The following is a 22,108-nucleotide window of genomic DNA, read 5'->3' as shown; positions in this document are numbered from 1 at the left end:
ACACTTCGGTGATCTCATTGCATTCCCAACTGTAAACCATATGTTTTTCTGTTAGCCAAAAGAGAAATTCGAAAGACCGTCAATGACAAACACCAAAACGTACACCTCCACTGAAGAAGATCAAACCAACGCCGCCGCCCGGCGCAAGCAGGGGGAGTTCGTCCGCGGGGTCAGCGGGTTTCGCGATCAGATTGGCGATGGCGATTTTCCGGCGGAACCGGGGCGCTATCATTTGTTTGTGGCGCTCAATTGTCCGTGGTGTCATCGAGCGATTTTGGCGCGGAATGTGTTGGGGTTGCAGGATGTGATCTCGATGGATGTGGCGTTTCCCAATCGCACGGGTGAAGATGATCCAGCCGGGGCGGGGCTTTGGGAATTTAGCCCTGATCGGGTTGCCAGTTTAACGGGCGAGATTTTGTCTGAATGTACGCGTGAGACGGCGACGGGTGATGGCTTTCGGATCGCGAAGGATATTTATCGCGCCGAGGGGGCGAGTGAGCAGTCGGTGCCCATTCTTTATGATAAGCACTCCAAGCGCATTGTGAATAATGAGAGTGCGGAGATTATTCGCATGTTAGATCGGCATGCGGTCGCGCTTGGTAGTGCGTTGGATGATCAACAACGCCCGGTGCTTTATCCAGAAGATGATGCGCTGCGCGATGAAATTGATCAGCTAAATGAGCTGATTTACACCAATATCAATAATGGGGCCTATAAGGCGGGCTTTTCATCTGATCAAGCGGTCTATCAAAAGGCGTTTGAAGCCTATTTTGAAACATTGGCCAGCCTCAATGATTTGCTGTCCGATGGGCGGCCTTTTCTCACGGGTGATGTTTTCGCCGATGCAGATTTGCGGTTGTTCCCCACGCTCTACCGGCATGATCCGGTTTATTATGTGCGCATGAAATTGAACGGCGCGAAAATTCTCGATTATCCCTATTTGTGGCAATGGCTCTGCCGCGTCTATGCGCTGGATGGTGTGGCGGAAAGTGGATCGCTGATCCATTGTCGCCAAGGCTATTTTGGCCGCTCGTGGAACAATGTGGTGCCACTTGGTCCTTTTGCGCCGAAGCCTTATCCCGAAGCTTATCGCGATCCGAGTTTAGCCCGTTTTTAGCTATGCAAGATAAGGCGCCATAATCGCGCTGATCTTACTGCCAGTGTTAGCGGCGCTATAGATGGGGCGAGGTGGGCGTGCTTCATTATCGACATTGCGGTGCACCCATTCACATTCTTCAAGTGATTTAAGTATTTGGGAGAGGGCGCGGTCGGTTATCGGGTCGAGGGCGCGTTGGATGTCGTTAAAATGATGGGGCGTGTGGAGGATGGCGAGTGTCGGCAATGTCCACGATTTGCGCAAAAGATTTTGGTTTTCTTCGCCTGCAAGGGTCCAAATATTATGAGAAATCTCGGCGCCGATTTTACCGGGAGGTGTGAGGCGAAATTCTGGGCGCAATGGATGGCCGTGGCCGGGATTGCGTTCCACTAGGCCAATTTCAATTAGGTGAGACATGCTTTGCGCAAAGGCGGTGCGCCCGGCGCCTGTTGCTGTCAATAATGGTGCCTGTCTGCCCGGCACACCTTCATGCAGCGCTGCCAGAATTGGCACCGCCCATGCCCGCGATGTGATATTGACAAGCTGTTTAATGTCCATTATTTATAGTTACCATATTTTTAGACAAAGGAACAAGTCATGTCTCTAATTTCATTAAACGACACCATCACTATCGCGCTTTCGGTTAAAGATCGCCATGTTAGCGCAGATTGGTATCAAAACATGCTCGGATTTGAAACCATGTATCACGCAGATGAGGCGGGTTGGTCTGAAGTGAAAACCAACACCAAAGGCGTTGTGATTGGGCTTGGCGAGCATATGGAAACAGCGCCGGGCAATTGTGTGCCAGTTTTCGGCATTGATGATTTGGATGCTGCGCGTGCCAAGCTTGAAGGCGCTGGCGTGAAGTTTGACGGCGAAACCGATGTCGTGGAAGGCATGGTGAAAACTGCAACGTTTTATGATCCTGACGGCAATGCGCTGATGTTGGCCGAAGATTTGAGCTAAGGGGCTAAATGATGCGTGTTTTAATTTTGTCTGCGGCATTGGGGCTGGCATTGGCCAGTAACGCTGCAGCGCAAGCATTCAGCGAAGCGACTGTGGCCGTGCCGGTTACATCGCTGGATGAAGCGAAAATTTGGTATGGTAAGTTTCTCGGTGAAGATGCCGAGATAATCGAGCCTGTACCTGGGGTGCTTGAAGTCAAAGCCACGCCCGATATGTGGTTGCAGCTTTATGAAACCGAAAAGATGCCGGAAACAGGCGCTGTGATCCGCTTTTTGGTTGATGATATGGCTGCAGCACAAGCCAGCTATGCCGAAAAAGGCATTGATGTTGGTGAGGCAATTGAGGTGCCGGGTGTGGTCATTTATAGCGACTTTACCGATCCATTCGGCAATGCCATGAGCCTTTACGACCTGCCTTAGTCTGCGGCAAAGCAAACGACATCTTTGCGTTTGTGCTTCATATGTGGTTGATCTGGTAAAGATGAGGAGCCAAAGGCAGTCTTTTGCGCATTAACGACCAGATCAGCATTGAAGAGTGGGAATTGTCAGAACAGTTCACTCGGGCCAGCGGTCCGGGTGGGCAGAATGTGAATAAGGTTAGCACTGCCGTAGAATTGCGGTTCGAAGCTGAGCGATCTCCTCATTTGCCTGACCCTGTGAAACGACGGTTAAAACGCTTGGCCGGGCGGCGTTGGACGCAAGATGGGGCGTTGATCATTTCCGTACAAGATACACGTTCGCAAGCACGCAATCGAGAGATTGCGCGTGAACGTTTGACAGCGCTAATTTTAAGTGCCTTGGAAAAGCCCAAACGACGCATCGCGACCAAGCCAACATATGGCTCGATCAAGCGTCGTATCGCAGCGAAGAAAGCCAGAAGCGAGGTGAAAAAGCTGCGCGGGAAGGTTGAGGAGTAGGGCGCATAAATCCAGCAATTGATGCTCATCCACAGTGTGCTTGTAAATATATTTTTGAGTTTTATCTCTTCTAACATGCTGAAATATAAATAAATTTTTATACATCTTGACTTAGTTGATCTCGCTGTCAAAACAAATTCTAATTGACGTATTTGTCGTTTCGATCTATTAGTTCGGTAAGTTGACGAATTAATAGAAGTGATTATATGACCGAAACGGCAAATAATATTCGCAGACTTAATAAATGTAATGTTTTTGAAGTGATTGCTCATGAAGGGCCAATCTCTCGCGCTGCTATTGCAAAGCGCTTGGGCCTTTCCAAACAGACCTTATCCGAAGTCGCAAAAGAGCTGGAATCCGAAGGTTGGGTGCAGCAAGTGGGGCTTGAGCGCGGCAATGTGGGCCGCGCGGCAATGAATTTTGAGGTGGTGCCCGACGCGGCCTTTGTGGCAGCGGTTGACCTCGGGGGCACCAAGGTAAAAGTCGCCATTGCTAATCTGGCGTGCCAGATTTTTGGCGAGGCTACCGAGAAGACAGATCCAAGGGGCGGCGGCGCTGTCGTTGATCAAATTGCGCGCCTGTGTCGCGAGATGATGGACCAGCATGGATTGCAGCAAGATCGGTTGCGATTGGCTGTGGTTGGCGTACCGGGTGTGCCGGATCATGAAAGTGGCGCCGTGCATATGGCGCCCAACATTCCGCAATTGGATGAGATTGATTTTGCTGGCGAGCTATCTAAAGCGCTCGGCTTTGATGTGGTCATCGAAAACGATGTGAACCTCGCGGTCTTGGGCGAGCATTGGGGCGGCGTGGCGCAACATGTGGACGATTTGGCCTATGTGGCGCTCGGCACGGGTATTGGTGCGGGCATTATCGTCAATGGCGAATTGGTGCGCGGCAAAAATGGCGGTGCGGGCGAATTGGGCTATTTGCCGTTCGGTGCGGATCCATTTGAAGATGCATCATTGCGCCAAGGGGCGTTGGAACGTGTTACGGCGACCGACGCCATGCGCGACTATTATTTTGAATTGACAGGCGAAAAGATCGAAGTGCCTGAGATTTTTGATCGGCTCGATCAGGATGATCATGCGCAAAAAGTGCTGGATCGAACAGCGCGAGAAACCGCGCGGGCGGTGGCCGCCATCAGCGCATTGATCGATCCGGAGCAGATTGTTTTTGGCGGTTCGATTGGTCGTCGGGAAGAGTTGTTCTCGCGCATTAAGGCGCAATTTGGTCTGATCACGCGATCGCCTGTTGAGCTTTACATCAGTGACTTGGGTGGCAAAGCTGCCCTTATCGGCGCCGCCTCCCTGGGCCTGAGCCATGTGCACGCTACCCTTTTGGCGGGTGGCGTGCCAGGGGCCGAAATCACGCTGCCCCCTGCCAAACTTGCAAAATTGGGAGTTGTCTCCAATGGCTAAATCCATGCCAGATTTCCGCTCATTCCTTGATGAAAACCTCGCTGTTGAGTTGCTGCGTGGCGCTGTGGCCCGCGAGAGCATCACGGGCAATGAGGCGAACTTTGTTGGCTATTTGGATGAGCAGATGTCGGCCCGGAAGCTGGCGCCTGTTTGGGAAGAGTTTTTGCCCGGTCGCCCCAATATTTTTGGTAAACGCGCAGGTAGCGGTGGCGGACAAAACCTATTGTTTATTGGCCATACGGATACGGTGCATGTGGATGGCTGGCGCGAGCTTTGGCAAGGGGATCACCGTGAAGATCCGTTTGGCGGTGCCATCATTGATGGTGAAATTTGGGGGCGCGGCACAGGTGACTTGAAAGCAGGCATTTGCACCAGTTTGGCTGCGATTGATTTGCTGGATAAGGCGGGCATCAAGCTTAAGGGCGATGTGAGTTTTGCTTTTATCGGTGATGAAGAGAGCGGCGAGGAAGGCACGGGCATTAGCGCGGGCATTGATCACCTTACCACCTCACAAAAGTTTTTGGATGCACATAAACCAGATTTCGCCGTGTATGTAGAGCCAACCCAATTGCAGGTGTTTCCTGCGCAAATGGGCTTTTTCATTGCTGATATCAGTATTAAGGGCAAAACCGCCTACTTTGGCGTGCCTGAGCAAGGCATTGATGCGCTGAAAGCCAGCCATCAGGTGATGCAGGAAATTTGGACCCTTTCAGAGCAGATGGGCAAAGCGGCCAATCATGATTTGGTGGGCGAAGCCTTTATTCTGATCACCAAAATTGAAGGCGGCGGCTATATTGCGGTGCCGGGCGATTGCAAATTGTCGCTGATCTGCAAGGTGCTGCCGGGTCAAAGCTTGGATGAGGCCGTAGCCGCCTTGGAAGCTGCCATTGGCCGCGGCATTGCGGACACAGGTTGCAGCTTTGAGATTTCATATCCCGCTGGTCGGGATCATAAGTTCGGTGGCTCCCCCACTGATATTGACCGTTCAAACCCCGCAATTGATCAATTGTCTCAGGCGCTAGACCGCGCCATGCCTGATCGGGGCGTCATTAATGGCGCCCCCTACTGGTCTGAGGCACCGTTTTTGATCGATCGGTTGGGATGCCCAACGGTTTATTGCGCGCCAGGCAATATTGCGAACTGCCACACTTTAGAAGAGCGCGTTTCAATCAATGAATATTTGGCCGGCATAACGGCCTTCGCAGAATTCATCGCACACTATTGTGGCGTGGATGAATAATTTATGGAGGAAGGAAACCCATGAAAAATCTAACAAAAATGATGGCAGGTGGCTTGGCTGCGCTGCTGATGAACAGTGGCGCTTTTGCACAAACCATTGGACCAAATGGTGAAACAGCAACCCCTTCAACTGAGGTTGTGGTTGCTGATGGTGATGTTGAAGCGCTGAAAAGTGGTGGCTATTCTGCCGCGCTTGTTTGGCACGATCAGTCTGATTTTGTGAACGCAGTTACACAAGGTGCAACAGACGAATTCACGCGTTTGGGCATTAAAGTTGTGGCCACAACCAATGCGAGTTTTGATACGGCTAAACAGCGTTCAGACATTGAAACTGTGTTGACCAAAGAGCCAAACATTGTACTGGCTTTGCCGCTTGATCCAGTTGCCTCGGCCGCTGCATTTAAAGAAGCTGTTGATAATGACGTTCAGCTTGTTTTCTTGTCCAACGTGCCTGACGGGTACAAGCATGGTGAGCATTATGCTTCCATCGTGACCGATGATTTGTATGCCATGGGCAAGCAAGCGGCTGATGCTTTGGCAGCTGACCTTGGTGAAACAGGTAAAGTGGGCTGGATCTATCATGATGCGACCTATTATGTGACCAACCAGCGCGACAACGCGTTCAAAACCACCATTGAAAACGATTATCCAAACATGGAAATCGTGGCACAGGCTGGCATTTCCGATCCTGCGCGGGCGGAAGATATCGCCAACGCCATGTTGCTGAAGCATCCTGATTTGGCTGGTGTTTATGTCACCTGGGCGGGCCCTGCTGAAGGCGTGTTGTCTGCTTTGCGTGCCAATGGCAACAAAACCACCAAAGTGGTGACGCTTGATCTTTCTGAGCCGATTGCACTCGACATGGTACGTGGTGGCAATGTGTCTGCCATCGTTGCAGACGAAGCTTATGAGCTTGGTCGCGCCATGGCCGCCTCTGCTGCACGCGGTTTGTTGGGTCAAGAAAGCCCAGCCTTTGTGGTTGCCCCAGCGGTGACTGTGACAGCCGACAATGTGTCAGAAGGTTGGATGCAATCATTGCATCGCGATGCGCCTGAAAGCGTGACGAAATAACCAACTTTTGTGTCGCGCCTTATGGGCGCGGCACGCTTCTAGCTTGTCGATGCGGGGAGGGACCGCGCATCCAGCGAAACGGATTTTATGATGCAATCGACCATGCAAAAATTACGGCAGCTCAATCTATCGCAGTATGTCGTTTATATCGGCTTTTTGCTGATCTTTCTCTTCTTTGCGGTCACGTTGGGGAATGATGGATTTCTGACCCAGCGCAACTTGACCAATATTGTTTTGCAAACCGCGCCCATCACCATCATGGCTATTGGTTTGGTGTTTGTGTTGGCGGCGGGTGAAATTGACCTTTCTTTTGGCTCCATCGTGGCCGTTGCCGCGCTTGGTAGTGCTGTTGTTTTGGGCGACTATCCGCTCTTTGTTGGCGTTTTAGCTGGCCTTGGCATCGGATTGGCGATCGGCTTTTTTAACGGCGTGCTGGTGGCCTATTTGCGCCTTCCTTCATTCCTTGTGACGTTGGCGACCATGGGGCTTTTTGCTGGTGTTGCTCGCTCCATGACTGATCTGCGCTCCGTGCCGGTGTTGAATGAGAGCTTCGTCAATATGTTTGGCTCGGGCTCTTTGTTCGGCGTGCCATCATTGGTGTTGTGGACCATTGGTGCGGTTGCCCTGGGGCACTTTGTGTTCCGCGAAACCAAATTCGGTGCCCACGTGTTGGCCACGGGTGACAATGCCCGCGCTGCGCAAGTCACGGGCATTAAGGTGCCGCATGTGCGCTTGTTAGTGATGATGATTTGTGGCGGCCTCGCGGGCTTGGCCGGGCTGCTTTATGCCGGGCGGTTGCAAGCGGCGCGCTATACGCTGGGCGAAAGCGATTTGATGACCGTGATTGCCGCGGTGATCATTGGTGGCACTGCCCTTAAGGGCGGTAAAGGCACCATTATCGGGGCGCTGGTTGGCTCTTTGATGATGGGCATGTTGAACAATGGCCTGATTTTGATGGGCCTTTCCGTATCTGACCAAATGATTGTCAGAGGCGTGATTATTTTGATCGCGGTGGCGATTTCGCTACGCGACGTGAACAATTGAGGTAAGCCATGTTTTTAGATCTTTTGCGGCGACGTAACCCCAAATTTATCGAAGCGGCCATGGCGTTGCATCAAGAGGGAAAAATCCCTGCCAATGCCTATGTGTTGGATTTGGATGCGGTCGAGCACAACGCCAAAATCTTGCGCGCCGAAGGCGACAAGCTGGGCATGAAAGTTTTTGCGATGACCAAGCAGGTTGGGCGCAACTCGGCCTTTTGCCAAGCGGCGATGCGCGGTGGTGTCAATCAAGCGGTGGCGGTGGATGTGGCCTGCGCCGTGGCCTGCAAACGGGCCGACATGGATGTTGGTCATATCGGCCATCTGGTGCAGGTGCCCAAATTTGAAGCGGAGATGGTAGCCAGCTATTTGCAGCCGCAATATTGGACTGTGTTCAGCCTTGAAAAAGCACAAGAAGCAGCGGCAGCGGCACATAAGGCTGGGCGTCAGCAGGATGTTCTGGTGCGCATCAAGTCCGATGGCGATGTGTTTTATAAGGGCCATGAAGGCGGCATCAAGGCGAGCGAGATTGTTGAGTTTGCCCACAAGGTAGACTCGATGGATGGCGCGCGCTTTGCGGGGATCACGACATTCCCAGCGCTTTTGTTTGATCAGGACACGCACGAAGTGCAGCCTACGCCGAACCTCACCACGTTGGAAAATGCGGCGGCGGCCTTGATTGATGCTGAGTTCACCGATATTGAGATTAACGCGCCGGGCACCACCTCTTCAGTTGTGTTGGAAGCCTTAGCCAAAGCAGGCGCAACCCAGTGCGAGCCGGGCAATGGCTTGCACGGCACCACGCCATTGCATGCGATCAAAGATTTGCCGGAACTGCCAGCCGTGCTCTATATCAGCGAGGTGTCGCATCTGCATGAAGACAAGGCCTATTGCTTTGGTGGCGGGCTTTACATTGATCCGGTGTTTCCCGACTATGATGTGAAAGCCCTGGTCGGCGGCGCGCCAACGGTGGAGGAAAAGGCGCTTGCCAGCGTCGATATTCCACCCACTAGCGCGATTGATTATTACGGCATGATCGATTGCACAGGCAGCGTTCAGCCCAAATCAGGCGACAGCGTTGTGTTCGGCTTCCGCGGGCAGGCTTTTGTGAAGCGGGCCTATACAGTTGGTGTGTCGGGCATTTCAACTGGCAACCCAAAGGTCGAGACCATTGAGAATATCTTTGGTCAAGCCGAAAACTGGCCAAATCCGAGGTAGCATGATGGATCTTTCAAACACTCAAGCTGCCGATGTGTTGCAGCTCACCAATATCCACAAAGCCTTTGGCGGCGTGGTGGCGATTGAGGATTTTTCGCTCAATCTCAAGGCTGGTGAAATTGTTGCCCTAGTGGGTGACAATGGGGCGGGTAAATCGACGCTGATCAAAATCATTTCCGGCGTACATGCGCCCACCTCGGGCACCATCGCCATTGATGGCAAGGAAACCAGTTTTAAGGATGCCACTGAGGCGCGTGCGTCTGGCATTGAGGTGGTCTATCAGGATTTGGCGCTGGCGGACGAGCAAGCGGTTTATATGAATATGTTTTTGGGGCGCGAGAAAACCAAGGGGCCGTTTGGCCAATTGGACCGTAAAGGCATGGTGCAGGAAACCGAAGATTTGGTGAAAGAGCTGGATGTGCGTATCCCGTCTGCCAAAACCACGATCCGCAATTTATCTGGCGGTCAGCGGCAAGGTGTCGCCATTGCGCGCGCCACCCATTGGGCCACCAAGCTGGTTTTGCTGGACGAGCCAACCGCGGCGCTGGGCGTGGCGGAAACGGCCAAGGTGGAAGAGAACGTCGCGGCGTTGAAAGAGCGCAATTTGGCGGTGTTGATTATCAGCCACAGCCTTGATCAAGTGTTCCGCCTGTCTGACCGGATTTGTGTTTTGCGGCGTGGCCAACAGATTGGTGTGCGCGAAACGGCGAAGACGGACAAGAACGAAATTGTCTCGATGATCACCGGCGTCTAGGTCCCTAACCCACGCCAATTTACCCACGATCATTGGGCATAAAGCCGCGCTGTGTTGTCGTCATAGCGCGGTTTTTTACACCTGCACAAAGGGCCGGTCGTCCAAAATATGCACTTTGGCGTCTGTGCCATAAATGCGGTGCAAAAATGCACTGTCCACCACATCGAGTGGGGTGCCTTCTTGATCAATTTTTCCGTCCGCCAACGCCACCACATTGTCGGCATAGCCGCTGGCGTAGTTGATGTCATGCAACACGATCACAATGGTGCGCCCATGATGTTCACAAAGTTCGCGAAGAACCCGCATGAGTGAGCGAGACGCGGCAATATCCATATTGTTGAGCGGTTCATCCAACAACATATATTCTGTGTCTTGCGCATAAGTCATCGCCACATAAGCACGTTGCCGCTGTCCCCCGGATAATGTGTCCAACTGACGATCAGCCAACTCGTTCAAATCTAGCACCGTCAGGGCTTCGTCCACCTTGTTCCAGTCCTGCTTTTGCATCCGGCCTTTGGCGTGGGGATAGCGGCCAAAACTCACCAGCTCGCGCACGGTGAGGCGCGGTTCTAATTGTATCGACTGAGGTAGGATGGAAAGTTTGCGCGCTAAAGCATCGTTGGGTGTTTCGCCAACGTTCATATTATCGATCAGGATTTGACCGTCTTGCAATTTCATCAGCCGGGTGATCAGCGATAGCAAGGTGGATTTGCCTGCGCCATTGGCCCCCACCAAAGCCGTCACTTTGCCTTTGGGAATTGTTAGGCTCAGATCATCCAAGATGGTTTGTTGGCCCAATTGATGAGTGAGGTTGCGTACAGAGATCATTTTTTCAACCTTTGTAATAGAAGCAGCAAGAAGACAAGACCGCCGACAAAATCGATCACCACAGCAAGTGGTGTGCTCAGGCTCAACATCCGTTCCATAATGGTTTGGCCTCCCACCAGAATGATGCAGGAGATAAGTGCTGAGCTAAGCAGTAGGGTGGAGTGATTGGGGCTTGGGGTGAGCAGGTGGGCAATGCTGACCACCAGCAAACCCAGAAAGGCCACTGGGCCGACGAGCGCTGTGGACACCGACACCAAAATGGCGATCACCGCCAGCGCGAGCAATTGCACGGTCCGGACATTCTCGCCCAAATTGACCGCCACATCATAGCCTAACGAGATTACGTCTAGCCGATGGCGGATGGTCCACACAAAGATCAGACAAGCGATGATGACGGCGACGCCAATATAGAGCAGCTCTGTGTTGAAGCTGTTGAAGCTGGCGTAAGATGCGATTTGAATATGGGCATATTCATTTGGGTCGATCATGCGGGTGGCGAAGCTGGTGAGCGAGCGGAATAGGGTGCCCAAGATCACCCCCGTCAAAATCATGCGGGTTAGATCGCGACCATGTTCGAAAATCAACGTACCGAACAGGAGGAACGAGGCGAGCAGCATGATCAGTGTGTTGAAGGCAAATAGGCCATAGGAGCCGAAGGACAACATGCCTTGGCCACTAAAGAAGTACACCATCATGGTGATGATCAGCACATAAAGCGCATCAAATCCCATGATGGAGGGGGTAAGAATGCGGTTTTGCGCGATGGTTTGAAACAGCAGAGTGGAGGTCGAAACAGCGACGCTCACCGCGATGATTGCCAGCAATTTTGTGCCGCGAAATGCGAGCACAAAATCCCAATTGCCGCGCGAACCAATGGTCATGTAAAGCACCATTGAGAGGGCAAGCAATAATGCAAGGAATGAAAGGCGTTTAACGGGCATGTCGTTCTCGCCCATACAGAATCCACAAAAAGATCAATGCGTCGATGATGCCCATAATGGTGCCGACCGGAATTTCAAATGGATAGCGCACCACACGTCCAATAATGTCGCAAATCAGCACGAGGCTTGCGCCGAAAAAGGCAGTGATCGGCAGGGTAAGCCGCGCATTATCGCCATAGAGGCGGGACACAATGTTGGGGATCACCAATCCCACAAAGGGGATCATGCCGACGGTGACCACGGTCAGTGCCGTGACGATGGAAATGGTGATCAGGCCCAGCACCACCACTTGATTATAGTTCAGCCCTAAGCTGATGGCGGTGGTGCGGCCCATACCGACAATGGCAAATTGATCCGCGATCAGATAGGCGAGCAGCGCAACGATGGCGGCGATCCATAGGGTTTCGTACCGGCCTTGTAAAACGCCAGAAAATTCACCTGTGGTCCAAATCTCAATATATTGCAGAAGGTCTGCCTGATAGGCGACAAAGGTGACCCCGGCGCCGATGATGCCGCCATAGATCAGCCCCACCAGCGCAATGTAAAGCGGCTTGGTGGCGGGTAGTTTGATCACGATCAGCATTAGGCCAATGCTTGAGATCAATGCCATGGTTGCGGCGATGCAAATCTGCACGATCAGCGAGGCGGAAGGGAAATAGAGAATGGCGATCAAAATGCCCAGCATGGCGCCTTGGCCCGTGCCCGCGGTCATCGGTTCCACAAATCGATTGCGCACCAGCAGCTGGATTATGGTGCCGCATACCGCTAGCGCGCTGCCGGTGATTAACACGGCCAAGGTGCGTGGCAATCGGCTAACGAGCAACAGTTCCAACTCTTCGGGGTTGAATAGATTTTTCGGTTGAAGGTCGATCACCCCAACAAAAAGGGAAAGGGTGGCGATCACCAAAAGCACCAACAGGGCCATCAATGTTGTCGCCACCCGATTCATTTGGATTTATTCGCCTTTAAAGGTGGCTTGAATATCGTCCAAAATAATGTTCATGGACTGAATGCCGCCGCCTGCAATGTAAAGCGGGGCGGATGACAAATAGACGACATGGCCGTTTTTCCAGGCGTTGGTTTCGTGCACCAATGGATTGTCCAAAGTCTTTTTGGCGCTTTCGCCATCTTGGCCAATGGCGGCCAGTCGGTCGATGACGATCAAAATATCTGGGTTGGTGTCTTTGATAAATTCAAAGCTGGCGGCTTCACCGTGTGTGGACTGTTCAACATCCTTGGCGGCTTCTTGCAGGTCGAGGTTGGTGTGCAACCAGCCAAAACGACCACTTGCGCCATAGGCTGAAACTTTTGGCCCGTTGGTCATCAAGATCAAGGCTTTGCCTTTACCGTCCAGCAAGGCTTTGGTTTCGTCCAATTTGGCGTTAAACGCGTCTGCCAATTCGTTGGCTTTGTCTTCTTTGCCAAAAATTTTGCCATAGGCATCCAAGCGCTCAAGGCCTTGGCCGACAGTATCTTCCCAGATGGTCATGTCGATGGTGGGGGCGATTTTTGTGAAGGCTTCAACATGGGTTGAAGAGCGGCCACCGGCAATCACCAGATCAGCGTTCAGGGCGGCGAGGGCTTCAAAGTCTGGTTCAAAGAATGAGCCAACTGGTGTTGCGCCTTCAACGGCCCCATCGAGATAGGACACATAGTGCGGGCTTAATACACCTTCAGCTTTCACGCCAAGGGCATCCAGCGTGTCGAGCGCTGATACGTCATAGACAGAAATACTGGTTGGGTTGGCTGGTACTTCGACGTCGCCTTGATAGGTTTTTACGGTCACAGTTTCGGCGAATGCGGGCGTTGCCAAGAGGGAGGCGGCAACTAAAATTGAGCGTAGCATGTTGTTCTCCAGAACGGATTTTGTGTGGTGCGACCCTTAAGTGGAGCGGATAACTCATAATAAATTAAGAGTCTAGATTAAATATGAGTTTTTTGATCCTGTTATTGAATTTCTACTCCTGTTGGGCGAACGCTCGTATAAAATTTCTCGAATTAGGGCTTGAAGCTCTAGTCACTTGAGGTTCTATCTTGATTGCCGACTCATCAAAACGAGACGGAAAATCTGATGGACCGCGTCGAAAAAGAAATGTGCGAATGGACCGTAACCGGAATGGATTGCGGCTCTTGTGCGAACAAAATCAAAACAGCTTTAGACCGCTTGCCAGGTGTGGAAAATGTTGATGTGGCGCTGATGAATGAGCGATTGCGGGTAACATTGGATCAAGCCCAAACCCAGCGCCAGGATGTTGAGAATATCGTCACAAAGCTAGGCTTTGGCGTGCAGGCGGCGCGCGAGGAGAGTGATGCACATGTGCATAAGGAAAGCTGCGACGCGCCGGAAGTGAGTGAACGCGCAGCACCAGCTGCAAAATGGTATCAAACCCCGAAAGGTAAGCTGGTCATTGGCTCAGGATTGCTCCTCGCGGTCGCCTGGGCCATCAAAATGATGTCCGGCGCGGAGATTGGCCATTGGGCATTTATCATCGCCTGTTTGGTTGGCCTCTTTCCAGTTGCCCGTCGGGCGCTAGCCATGGCGCAAACGCGACAATTCTTCACCATTGAAATGTTGATGAGCATTGCCGCCACGGGTGCCTTGTTTATCAATGCGGCGGAAGAAGCGGCGTTGGTGGTCTTTCTGTTTGCTGTCGGTGAATTGCTGGAGGGCGTGGCGGCCAATCGTGCGCGGGAGGGCATTAAGGCCCTTGCAAATTTGGTGCCCAAAACGGCTCTGTTGGAAACAGAAACTGGGCCGCAGGAAATATCCGCTGCCAATTTGCGGATCGGCCAAATCGTGATTGTGCGGCCAGGAGACAGATTGCCAGCGGACGGGCAGATTGTGGAGGGCCAAAGTGGCATTGATGAAAGTCCGGTCACGGGCGAAAGTGTGCCGCGTGCAAAAGGGCCAGGTGACGAGGTGTTTGCTGGGGCGATCAACACTGAAGCGACTTTGCGGGTCTGTGTAACCAAAAATCCGGAAGACAATACAATCGCGCGGATTATTCAGTTGGTGCAGGAAGCTGAAAGTGCCCGTGCTCCAACGGAGCGGTTTATTGATCGGTTCTCCCGATATTACATGCCAGCCATTATTGCTGCGGCAGTGCTGGTGGTTTTGGTACCGCCGTTGGCCTTTGCTCAAGATTGGGGCACATGGGTTTATCGCGGTTTGGCGCTGTTGTTGATCGGTTGCCCTTGCGCCTTGGTGATCTCGGTACCAGCCTCCATCGCATCTGCATTGGCCACTGGGGCAAAAAATGGCTTGTTGATGAAAGGCGGCGCGGTCATTGAGGCAGCCGCAAAGGTCACGCGCGTCGCATTCGATAAAACCGGAACGCTCACCTATGGGCGCCCCGTAGTGACAGATATTATCCCGCTGCATGCAGAAATAGATGAGGTGATTTCACTTGCGGCCGCAGTTGAGCAAAGCTCTAGCCATCCCTTGGCGCAGGCGATTGTGTCGCGTGCGAAGGAATTGGGGTTCAACATTGCCAGGTCTAAAGATGAGCAAGCATTGGCAGGTAAAGGCGTGCGGGCCACAATTGAGGGCGTAACTGCTTTTGTTACCAGTCCGAAATATGCCTTCAGCAAAGGTGCTCTGACCGAAACTGATTTGGTGGTTGCGGCAAAGATTGAGGCCGAAGGCAAAACCGTGGTTGCAGTATATCGTGAAGGACAGGCGCTGGGCTTAATCGCTTTGCGAGATGAGCCGCGTGAGGATGCCCGCTCAGCCATTGAACAATTGAAGCAATTAGATGTCGCATCAATCATGCTTACGGGCGACAATCCGCGTACCGCATCGGCTATCGCGGATGACCTTGGTGTGGATTTTCAAGCAGAAATGATGCCGCAGGATAAGCTGAAGGTGATCAAAGGCCTTACCCAGCATGATCAGGTGATGATGGTGGGCGATGGCATCAATGATGCGCCGGCGCTGAAGCAAGCTCATGTGGGTGTGGCCATGGGGTCAGGTACAGATGTGGCGCTGGAAACGGCGGATGCGGCCATATTGCGTGACAGAGTGGTGGATGTGCCCGGCAAGATCCGCCTTGCGCGAGCTACGATGACCAATATCAAGCAAAATGTGTCCATCGCCTTGGGGCTCAAAGCGATCTTTTTGATTACGACGATTTTTGGATTTACCGGGCTTTGGATCGCCATTTTGGCCGACACTGGCGCCACCGTATTGGTCACATTGAACGCGTTGCGCTTGCTTGGGTATCGACCTGAGCAAACCAGTTAAGTTGGAGTAAGATTATGGGGCATCATCACCATCATCATGTGGACCCAAATGATGGGGACGCGAAAGTCTTTTGGGCCATTATGGTCAATTTGGGGCTGACCGTGGCGCAGATTATTGGCGGCATCTTTGCGGGCAGTCTGGCGCTTATCGCAGATGCATTGCACAATTTTTCTGATGCGATTTCGCTCATCATCGCCTTTGTTGCGCGCAAAATTGCGCGTCGGCCGGCCGATAAGAGCATGACCTTTGGCTATGGTCGCGCTGAGGTGGTGGCCGCATTGATCAATTACACAACATTGATCGTGATTGGCCTTTACCTCGCTTATGAAGCCGTAATGCGTTTTTTTGATCCGCAACCAGTTGATGGCTGGTTGATTGTCATCATCGCAGGCATTGCGTTGGTGGTCGATTTGGTCACCGCAATGCTCACCTTCGCCATGTCAAAAACTAGCGTGAATATACGCGCCGCTTTCTTGCACAATGTTGCGGATGCTTTGGGCTCAGTCGCGGTTATTTTCGCAGGTACGTTGATTTTGCTTTATGATTGGCGCTTGATTGATCCAGCCGTGACACTTTTGATCGCCGGATATATTTTATGGCAAAGCTTTGCTGAGATTGGTGGTGTAATCCGCATTCTCATGCTCGGCGCACCGGAGGATGTTGACCTTGATGCGGTGATTGAAACCATGCGCCAAACCGAAGGGGTAGCCGACGTTCATCACGTGCATTTCTGGCATATGCAAGAACATCAAAGCGCGTTAAGCGCGCATCTTGTGTTGAATATCAATGATGTGGAGGCTGCTGGCTGGTTGCGTGACACCCTAAAGAAGCAACTTCACGATCAATTCGACATTGCCCATGTTACGCTGGAAATCGAAGCCCACAACGAACCCTGCACTGATCCGCAACTTATTGGGCATCAGGACGCAGGCGCTTAATCACGCCGCTATCCCTCCCCAAATTGTGCGAAATGTAGTTCCGCGTATGCTCCTTTTTTCGCCAACAGCTCGTCATGGCTGCCTTGCTCGATGATGCGGTTGTTGCTGACGACCATGATCCGGTCGGCATTGCGGATGGTGGCAAGGCGGTGGGCGACCACCAGGGTTGTGCGGCCTTTGGAGAGTTCGTTTAACGCATTTTGAATGGCGACTTCCGTGGCCGTATCCAGTGCTGAGGTGGCTTCATCCAGCACCAGAATGGGCGGGTTTTTCAAAAAGATCCGCGCGATGGCCAAACGTTGCTTTTGTCCGCCCGAAAGTTTTACGCCGCGCTCGCCCACAACTGTATCTAGTCCTTCTGGCAAGGACAGCACATAAGTGTCGAGTGCCGCGCGGCGCAGCGCTTCCATGATTTCCTCATCATTGGCGTTTAATTTGCCGTAGGCAATGTTTTCGCGAATGGTGCCGCCAAATAGAAATACATCTTGCGCAACAATCCCGATTTGTGCCCGCAGCGACCTTTGTGTCACGTCGCGAATATCGATGCCATCAATGGTGATGGCGCCGCCATCCAATTCGTAGAACCGGGGCAGCAAGGAACACAAAGTGGTTTTGCCTGCGCCGGATGGGCCAACAAAAGCGATGGTTTCTCCGGCTTTTATCTCGAAAGATAGATCATTGAAGATGCGGTCGTCTCCGTAACCGAAGCGGATATTTTTATATTTAATGTCGCCTTTAACCGCGCCCAGTTCTTTTGCGTTTGGGCTGTCGGCAATGTCTGGCCGTGTGTCCACCAATTCGGTGAAGCGGCGGAAACCGGCAATGCCTTTGGGATAGCTTTCCAGCACCGACGTGATCTTATCAATCGGACGGAAGAACAGGTTGACCAACAAAAGAAATCCAACAAAGCCGCCATAGCTCAATTCGCCTATGGTGACAAAATAGGTGCCAGCCAACATGGTCAGCACAATGATGAAGCGGGTGTTGAAATAGGTGAGGGCAATGCTCGCTGTCATATAGCGATAGGCACTTAGCTTAGTGTTGCGATAGTTTTCGTTGTTATGTTCGAACAGGTGCCGCTCATGGTCTTCATTGGCAAATGCTTTTACCACGCGTACGCCGCCCACACTTTCAGCAATGCGGGTGTTGAAGTCGCCCACTTGACGAAACAGGGTGCGCATATTTTGCGTCATGCGCGTGCCGTAATGGCCGATTGTCCACGTCATGATCGGCACAACAAATACTGAGATCAGCGCAAGTTTCCAGTGCACCATAAACATGAGTGCAAATGCGCCAACAAAGGTCATGATGGCGATGAACAGGTCTTCGGGACCGTGGTGAGCGATCTCGCCAACCTCCTCCAGATCTTTGGTCACATTGGTGATCAGGTTGCCAGTCTTGTTGTTATCGAAATAGCTGAAGCTGAGTTTTTGAATATGGTCAAATGCCTGTCGGCGCATATCTGTTTCGATAGAAATGCCCAAAGCGTGGCCCCAATAATTGACGATGCCCATCAACCCCGTATTTACAGAATAGACGAACAGCAAAAGGGCAGCGGCACCAAAAATAAGCGGCCAATTTTGGCTGGGCAATAATTGATCCACAAAGGCTTGTACGGCAACCGGAAAGCCGAGCTCAAGCAAACCCGCCAAAACGGCGCAGCCGAAATCAAGGAAAAACAAGCCCTTATAAGGGGCATAATAGCTAAAAAAACGACGTAACATTTTGCAAGGCCAAAGGCTGGAGTCGAACAGGATTGTGCTCAGGAGAGCTGATCAGAATTTCAGCTATTGGGCTGGATGGCAATGAGGCGCGATCTTTTTGTGGCTCAATCTAGCGATTAATTCTGAGCTGTGGCAAAATTGTCGAGGGTCAATTTAGATGAAACACTAATTAGGATTGATTTATGCATATTCGCCACCAATTGCTGTCGCTCATCTTAATTGCAGTGTCTGCAATCTGTGTTTGGGCTGGGAGCGCGTTGTATTTTGATGTGTTCCTTCCTTTGCAATATCCCACTCATATTTCGCCAGTGATGTATTTGTTTGGAAGCAGCATGCTTGGCCTTATAATTTTGGTGGCAAGGCGAATGAATAAAATCAAGAAAAACTGGGTTGTTGATGTGATCCTGTTAGCGCTTTTTATATTTGCAGCGCTGACAGGGCCTGATTTTGCGCGTCTCTTTACATGGATTGTAGGCTTCGTATTTCTGTTTCTGCCGATATTTTCCTTTGGAGATAGCCGTCAAGATAGGTGGCGAGGTCTGCCACCAGAGGGAACGGAAAGTATCTCTGAAATAGGATATGCAGCAATACCTCGCGACGATGATTAGGCGTTTGTAAGTGGAAATGTCTGCCAGCGTTTTCAGAGCGAAAAAGTGATCGTCTCCCTACTTCATTTGCGACTCTAGCGCTTACGAAACCCATTTATCTCTGTATGCATAACATTTTCCAATTTGACAGATCCAATATTTCGATATATCTAGAAATATAGAAATATTGGAAAAGAGAAAAACATGACTGTGGAATTGGAGCGCGCAGCGCAGGCTTTTTCGGCCATGGGGTCAGAACCTCGATTGCAGGTATTGTTATGTTTGGTGCGTGCTGGCGAGGCCGGTTTGTTGGTGGGGGATATTCAAGCTCGCACAGGTATCGCCGCGTCAACGCTCAATCATCATCTTAAATTTATGGCCGCAGCAGGCCTGATTGATCAAGAAAAGCAGGGGCGCACAATTGTGAGCCGCGCCAATTTTGATTTCTTAAATCATGTGGGCAGCTTCATCATTGATCAATGCTGTGCTGATGCGTGCCTTGCAGACAATGGGCGCGAAGTTGGCGTTAGGGAGAAAAGCGATGTCTGACATTTCGGCACGACAGCCCGTTACACCGGGGCATATTTTAAAGTTTCTAACGCAAGTTCCGGTGATGATTGCCATCATCTTATCGCTTGTCGCGGTGCTGGATTGGGCGAACTTTATGCCCATCGTTCAATTCGCAAGCAGAGCGTTTCTTTCTACGCTGCCATTTCTTTTGGTCGCGGTGCTGCTGATCGGATATTTGAAAGCAACAGGTGCTGAAGGTGTTATCGGCAAAGCTTTTGAAGGTCGCGAAGTTCAGATGATATTTGCGGCCGCACTTGTGGGCGGGTTGGCACCATTTTGTTCATGCCAGGTAATCCCCTTTATCGCTGGTTTATTGACGGTTGGTGCTCCAATTTCGGCAGTTATGGCCTTTTGGCTGTCGTCCCCTTTGATTGACCCGCCCACCTTTGTCATCACCGGGTCTGTGCTCGGTTGGGAGTTTGCCATCTCCAAAGCCGTGTTCGCCGTGTCGCTTGGCCTTTTGGGTGGCTTTGGCCTCAAATTTATCGGCAAGCGCGGCGCGTTGGCTGACCCGCTAAAGCCAGATTATCGCAAATCCACTTGCGGTGCGTCCAAGTTTAAGGGCCAACCCAAATGGGCATTCTGGCAAGAGCAAGGTCGCATTGGAGTCTTCAAAAAAGAAGGTTTGAGCAATCTCACCTTCTTGGGCAAATGGCTTGCCTTTGCCTATGTGTTGGAGGCTTTGTTGGTCACCTATGTGCCGGCGTCGCTTGTGGTGCAGCTCGTTGGTGGTGAGGGGGTTATCCCAATCGCGATTGCTGCTTTGGTGGGCGCGCCAGCCTATTTGAACTCCTATGCGGCGGTGCCGCTGGTGGATGGTCTTGTGGGCCAGGGCATGAGTGTTGGGGCTGCAATGAGCTTTATGATTGCGGGTTCGGTTAGCTCAATTCCAGCGATGACAGCGGTTTTCTCGCTGGTGAAAAAGCAAATCTTTGCCACCTATCTGGGGTTTGGCATTGGTGGGGCCATTCTATTCGGCATTATCTATCAGATGATTGCCGCTGGCTAGAATTGTCGCACCGACGAAAGTTTACATGAGGGCCAGTGCAATTTCCTTTGCACTGGCCCTTTTTCAACGTTACTCCTAGGGCAAAACAAAAGCATCCAAAATTGCATATCAATTTTGAGTATTGCGATAAGCTAGGGAAGAGTTGAAATGTTTGTTAGCGTCTTTGACGTTTTTAAAGTGTCGATTGGCCCATCCTCATCGCACACGATGGGGCCGATGGTTGCGGCCAATCAGTTTTTAGAACATCTCATCAAAAATAAAGGCCGCTTTGACCGCGGCGATAAATGCCACATTGAATGTCAATTGCAAGGGTCACTTGCCTTCACTGGCAAAGGCCATGCCACAGACCAAGCTGTGCTTTTCGGCTTGTTGGGCTTTTCGCCGGAAACTTTTGATCGTGCAGAAGCTGAAGACAAGCTTGAGCTGTTGCGCATTGGCAAAAGCATTGAACCTGTTTCAGGCTTTAAGATTGGGCTTGAGGGCGATAACGCCATCATTTTTGACTACGACACCAAGGAGATGGCGCACCCCAACACAATGGTATTGAGCCTTAAAGATGAGGCGGGGGAGGTTCGGTACAGCCAGACCTATCTGTCAATTGGCGGCGGCTTTGTGATGACGAAAGATGAGTATGAATCGTCTGAACAATTGCCTGTTACCGATGTGGTGTCGGTGCCGTTCCCCTTCAAAAATGCCAATCAAATGCTTGAGATGGGCAAGAAGAGCGGCAAAAGCATCGTCGAGATGAAACGCGCTAACGAACTGTCGCATATGAGCGAAACAGATCTAGAGTTGGGGCTGAAAAAGCTTTGGGATGTGATGAATAATTGCATCGGTCGAGGGTTGGAGCTGGATGGTATTTTGCCCGGCGGTTTGAAAGTACGCCGCCGCGCGGCGGGTGTGCGCCGTAAATTGCTGGAAGAGCGTGGCACTAATCTGCAAATGCCTCATGCGGTGAATGATTGGATTTCACTATACGCCATGGCGGTAAATGAAGAGAATGCGGCTGGCGGCCAAGTGGTGACTTCGCCCACCAATGGGGCGGCGGGGGTGTTCCCTGCGGTGACCAAATATTATTTAGAGCATGTGCCGGGGGCCACGCAGAAAAAGGTATATGACATGCTTTTGGTCGGGGCGGCCATTGGTGGTCTGATCAAGCATAATGCTTCTATTTCCGGTGCTGAAGTTGGCTGTCAGGGTGAAGTCGGCTCTGCGTCTGCGATGGCGGCCGCCGCACTTTGCGCGGTTTTGGGCGGCACCAATGAGCAGATTGAAAACGCATCAGAAATTGCGCTTGAACACCATTTGGGCATGACTTGCGACCCAGTAAACGGGTTGGTGCAGGTGCCGTGCATCGAGCGCAACGGGCTTGGCGCGATCAAAGCAGTTGCCGCTGCGTCGTTGGCGCTGAATGGTGATGGCGAGCATATCATTTCGCTCGATGCCTGTATTAAAACTATGTATGAGACCGGCAAAGATATGGATAACCGCTATAAAGAAACGTCGCTTGGCGGGTTATCCGTAAACTACACGGCGTGTTAGCGAGA

Annotated in this window: 22 protein-coding genes; 16 read left to right on the top strand and 6 right to left on the bottom strand. The window is 51.8% G+C overall.

Features of this window, described 5'->3' with window-relative positions; genetic code table 11:
- The first annotated feature begins 82 nt into the window (after positions 1-82).
- Complete coding sequence (locus tag ATL17_RS06525; RefSeq protein WP_133571933.1) at positions 83-1,117, top strand: glutathione S-transferase C-terminal domain-containing protein; 1,035 nt, start codon at positions 83-85, stop codon at positions 1,115-1,117.
- Here the strand turns inward: ATL17_RS06525 and ATL17_RS06520 are convergent, their stop codons facing one another.
- A complete protein-coding gene (locus ATL17_RS06520; RefSeq protein ID WP_133571932.1) occupies positions 1,118-1,654 on the bottom strand; it encodes a winged helix-turn-helix transcriptional regulator in 537 nt (178 codons plus the stop codon).
- A gap of 39 nt (positions 1,655-1,693) precedes the next feature.
- On the opposite strand from ATL17_RS06520, the gene ATL17_RS06515 reads away from it, so the two are divergent.
- From ATL17_RS06515 to ATL17_RS06475, 9 genes are all read left to right on the top strand, one after another.
- Positions 1,694-2,062, top strand: a complete 369-nt coding sequence (locus ATL17_RS06515) for a VOC family protein (protein WP_133571931.1) — start codon at positions 1,694-1,696, stop codon at positions 2,060-2,062.
- An 8-nt stretch (positions 2,063-2,070) separates the two neighbouring features.
- Complete coding sequence (locus ATL17_RS06510) at positions 2,071-2,481, top strand: VOC family protein (protein WP_133571930.1); 411 nt, start codon at positions 2,071-2,073, stop codon at positions 2,479-2,481.
- Positions 2,482-2,564: 83 nt separating this feature from the next.
- A complete protein-coding gene (arfB, locus tag ATL17_RS06505; RefSeq protein WP_133571929.1) occupies positions 2,565-2,978 on the top strand; it encodes an alternative ribosome rescue aminoacyl-tRNA hydrolase ArfB in 414 nt (137 codons plus the stop codon).
- A 206-nt stretch (positions 2,979-3,184) separates the two neighbouring features.
- Positions 3,185-4,399 (top strand): ROK family transcriptional regulator, encoded by a 1,215-nt coding sequence (locus ATL17_RS06500; protein ID WP_133571928.1) that lies wholly within the window; start codon positions 3,185-3,187, stop codon positions 4,397-4,399.
- Positions 4,392-5,639: a M20 family metallopeptidase gene (locus ATL17_RS06495; RefSeq protein WP_133571927.1), complete on the top strand. Its 1,248-nt coding sequence runs from the start codon at positions 4,392-4,394 to the stop codon at positions 5,637-5,639. Before ATL17_RS06500 ends, ATL17_RS06495 begins: the two co-directional genes overlap by 8 nt.
- Positions 5,640-5,659: 20 nt before the next feature.
- On the top strand, positions 5,660-6,709 hold the full coding sequence (locus ATL17_RS06490) for a substrate-binding domain-containing protein (protein ID WP_133571926.1): 1,050 nt from the start codon (positions 5,660-5,662) through the stop codon (positions 6,707-6,709).
- Between the two features lie 102 nt (positions 6,710-6,811).
- Entirely contained in the window at positions 6,812-7,753 is a 942-nt protein-coding gene (locus ATL17_RS06485) for an ABC transporter permease (RefSeq protein WP_246028635.1), read from the top strand.
- 8 nt (positions 7,754-7,761) lie between these two features.
- Positions 7,762-8,967: an alanine racemase gene (locus tag ATL17_RS06480; protein WP_133571925.1), complete on the top strand. Its 1,206-nt coding sequence runs from the start codon at positions 7,762-7,764 to the stop codon at positions 8,965-8,967.
- 1 nt (position 8,968) lies between these two features.
- Entirely contained in the window at positions 8,969-9,721 is a 753-nt protein-coding gene (locus ATL17_RS06475; RefSeq protein WP_133571924.1) for an ATP-binding cassette domain-containing protein, read from the top strand.
- A gap of 75 nt (positions 9,722-9,796) precedes the next feature.
- Here the strand turns inward: ATL17_RS06475 and ATL17_RS06470 are convergent, their stop codons facing one another.
- Genes ATL17_RS06470 through ATL17_RS06455 form a run of 4 tightly spaced genes read right to left on the bottom strand, consistent with a single transcriptional unit; the run spans position 9,797 to position 13,336 of the window.
- Positions 9,797-10,549, bottom strand: a complete 753-nt coding sequence (locus tag ATL17_RS06470; RefSeq protein ID WP_133571923.1) for an iron ABC transporter ATP-binding protein — start codon at positions 10,547-10,549, stop codon at positions 9,797-9,799.
- Positions 10,546-11,505 carry an iron chelate uptake ABC transporter family permease subunit gene (locus ATL17_RS06465; protein ID WP_208111129.1) on the bottom strand — a complete coding sequence of 320 codons (960 nt, stop codon included), beginning with the start codon at positions 11,503-11,505 and terminating at the stop codon, positions 10,546-10,548. Before ATL17_RS06465 ends, ATL17_RS06470 begins: the two co-directional genes overlap by 4 nt.
- Positions 11,480-12,439, bottom strand: coding sequence for an ABC transporter permease (locus ATL17_RS06460; protein WP_133571922.1), 960 nt, complete (start codon positions 12,437-12,439; stop codon positions 11,480-11,482). Before ATL17_RS06460 ends, ATL17_RS06465 begins: the two co-directional genes overlap by 26 nt.
- 6 nt (positions 12,440-12,445) lie before the next feature.
- Complete coding sequence (locus ATL17_RS06455) at positions 12,446-13,336, bottom strand: siderophore ABC transporter substrate-binding protein (RefSeq protein WP_133571921.1); 891 nt, start codon at positions 13,334-13,336, stop codon at positions 12,446-12,448.
- A gap of 225 nt (positions 13,337-13,561) precedes the next feature.
- Between ATL17_RS06455 and ATL17_RS06450 the strand changes: the two genes are divergently transcribed.
- Positions 13,562-15,733 carry a heavy metal translocating P-type ATPase gene (locus tag ATL17_RS06450; RefSeq protein ID WP_133571920.1) on the top strand — a complete coding sequence of 724 codons (2,172 nt, stop codon included), beginning with the start codon at positions 13,562-13,564 and terminating at the stop codon, positions 15,731-15,733.
- A 14-nt stretch (positions 15,734-15,747) separates the two neighbouring features.
- Positions 15,748-16,671: a cation diffusion facilitator family transporter gene (locus ATL17_RS06445; RefSeq protein ID WP_133571919.1), complete on the top strand. Its 924-nt coding sequence runs from the start codon at positions 15,748-15,750 to the stop codon at positions 16,669-16,671.
- Between the two features lie 8 nt (positions 16,672-16,679).
- Here ATL17_RS06445 and ATL17_RS06440 read toward each other — a convergent pair whose 3' ends face one another.
- The gene (locus ATL17_RS06440; protein ID WP_133571918.1) at positions 16,680-18,395 is read right to left on the bottom strand and encodes an ABC transporter ATP-binding protein; all 1,716 of its coding nucleotides are present in this window, start codon (positions 18,393-18,395) and stop codon (positions 16,680-16,682) included.
- 182 nt (positions 18,396-18,577) lie between these two features.
- On the opposite strand from ATL17_RS06440, the gene ATL17_RS06435 reads away from it, so the two are divergent.
- The 4 genes from ATL17_RS06435 (at position 18,578) to ATL17_RS06420 (ending at position 22,103) form a co-directional block, all read left to right on the top strand.
- The gene (locus ATL17_RS06435; protein WP_133571917.1) at positions 18,578-19,003 is read left to right on the top strand and encodes a hypothetical protein; all 426 of its coding nucleotides are present in this window, start codon (positions 18,578-18,580) and stop codon (positions 19,001-19,003) included.
- Positions 19,004-19,186: 183 nt separating this feature from the next.
- On the top strand, positions 19,187-19,531 hold the full coding sequence (locus ATL17_RS06430; protein WP_133571916.1) for an ArsR/SmtB family transcription factor: 345 nt from the start codon (positions 19,187-19,189) through the stop codon (positions 19,529-19,531).
- Positions 19,524-20,561: a permease gene (locus tag ATL17_RS06425; RefSeq protein WP_133571915.1), complete on the top strand. Its 1,038-nt coding sequence runs from the start codon at positions 19,524-19,526 to the stop codon at positions 20,559-20,561. Before ATL17_RS06430 ends, ATL17_RS06425 begins: the two co-directional genes overlap by 8 nt.
- 147 nt (positions 20,562-20,708) lie before the next feature.
- Positions 20,709-22,103 carry an L-serine ammonia-lyase gene (locus ATL17_RS06420; protein WP_133571914.1) on the top strand — a complete coding sequence of 465 codons (1,395 nt, stop codon included), beginning with the start codon at positions 20,709-20,711 and terminating at the stop codon, positions 22,101-22,103.
- The last annotated feature ends 5 nt before the right edge of the window (positions 22,104-22,108 follow it).

The sequence above is a fragment of the Maritalea mobilis genome (assembly GCF_004363175.1).
Taxonomy (GTDB): domain Bacteria; phylum Pseudomonadota; class Alphaproteobacteria; order Rhizobiales; family Devosiaceae; genus Maritalea; species Maritalea mobilis.
Note: the sequence above shows the minus strand (reverse complement) of the source record. Positions and strands in the feature narration are given on the sequence as shown.

What these genes read in the sequence shown, in the direction of transcription:
- ATL17_RS06425 (WP_133571915.1), top strand. Translation starts at nt 19,524, where the DNA reads ATGTCTGACATTTCGGCACGACAGCCCGTTACACCGGGGCATATTTTA.
- ATL17_RS06455 (WP_133571921.1), bottom strand. Translation starts at nt 13,336, where the DNA reads ATGCTACGCTCAATTTTAGTTGCCGCCTCCCTCTTGGCAACGCCCGCA.
- ATL17_RS06430 (WP_133571916.1), top strand. Translation starts at nt 19,187, where the DNA reads ATGACTGTGGAATTGGAGCGCGCAGCGCAGGCTTTTTCGGCCATGGGG.
- ATL17_RS06490 (WP_133571926.1), top strand. Translation starts at nt 5,660, where the DNA reads ATGAAAAATCTAACAAAAATGATGGCAGGTGGCTTGGCTGCGCTGCTG.
- ATL17_RS06485 (WP_246028635.1), top strand. Translation starts at nt 6,812, where the DNA reads ATGCAAAAATTACGGCAGCTCAATCTATCGCAGTATGTCGTTTATATC.
- ATL17_RS06435 (WP_133571917.1), top strand. Translation starts at nt 18,578, where the DNA reads ATGCATATTCGCCACCAATTGCTGTCGCTCATCTTAATTGCAGTGTCT.
- ATL17_RS06460 (WP_133571922.1), bottom strand. Translation starts at nt 12,439, where the DNA reads ATGAATCGGGTGGCGACAACATTGATGGCCCTGTTGGTGCTTTTGGTG.
- ATL17_RS06525 (WP_133571933.1), top strand. Translation starts at nt 83, where the DNA reads ATGACAAACACCAAAACGTACACCTCCACTGAAGAAGATCAAACCAAC.
- ATL17_RS06450 (WP_133571920.1), top strand. Translation starts at nt 13,562, where the DNA reads ATGGACCGCGTCGAAAAAGAAATGTGCGAATGGACCGTAACCGGAATG.
- ATL17_RS06465 (WP_208111129.1), bottom strand. Translation starts at nt 11,505, where the DNA reads ATGGGCGAGAACGACATGCCCGTTAAACGCCTTTCATTCCTTGCATTA.
- ATL17_RS06475 (WP_133571924.1), top strand. Translation starts at nt 8,969, where the DNA reads ATGATGGATCTTTCAAACACTCAAGCTGCCGATGTGTTGCAGCTCACC.
- ATL17_RS06495 (WP_133571927.1), top strand. Translation starts at nt 4,392, where the DNA reads ATGGCTAAATCCATGCCAGATTTCCGCTCATTCCTTGATGAAAACCTC.
- ATL17_RS06500 (WP_133571928.1), top strand. Translation starts at nt 3,185, where the DNA reads ATGACCGAAACGGCAAATAATATTCGCAGACTTAATAAATGTAATGTT.
- ATL17_RS06445 (WP_133571919.1), top strand. Translation starts at nt 15,748, where the DNA reads ATGGGGCATCATCACCATCATCATGTGGACCCAAATGATGGGGACGCG.
- ATL17_RS06420 (WP_133571914.1), top strand. Translation starts at nt 20,709, where the DNA reads ATGTTTGTTAGCGTCTTTGACGTTTTTAAAGTGTCGATTGGCCCATCC.
- ATL17_RS06510 (WP_133571930.1), top strand. Translation starts at nt 2,071, where the DNA reads ATGATGCGTGTTTTAATTTTGTCTGCGGCATTGGGGCTGGCATTGGCC.
- ATL17_RS06440 (WP_133571918.1), bottom strand. Translation starts at nt 18,395, where the DNA reads ATGTTACGTCGTTTTTTTAGCTATTATGCCCCTTATAAGGGCTTGTTT.
- ATL17_RS06480 (WP_133571925.1), top strand. Translation starts at nt 7,762, where the DNA reads ATGTTTTTAGATCTTTTGCGGCGACGTAACCCCAAATTTATCGAAGCG.
- ATL17_RS06520 (WP_133571932.1), bottom strand. Translation starts at nt 1,654, where the DNA reads ATGGACATTAAACAGCTTGTCAATATCACATCGCGGGCATGGGCGGTG.
- ATL17_RS06470 (WP_133571923.1), bottom strand. Translation starts at nt 10,549, where the DNA reads ATGATCTCTGTACGCAACCTCACTCATCAATTGGGCCAACAAACCATC.
- ATL17_RS06515 (WP_133571931.1), top strand. Translation starts at nt 1,694, where the DNA reads ATGTCTCTAATTTCATTAAACGACACCATCACTATCGCGCTTTCGGTT.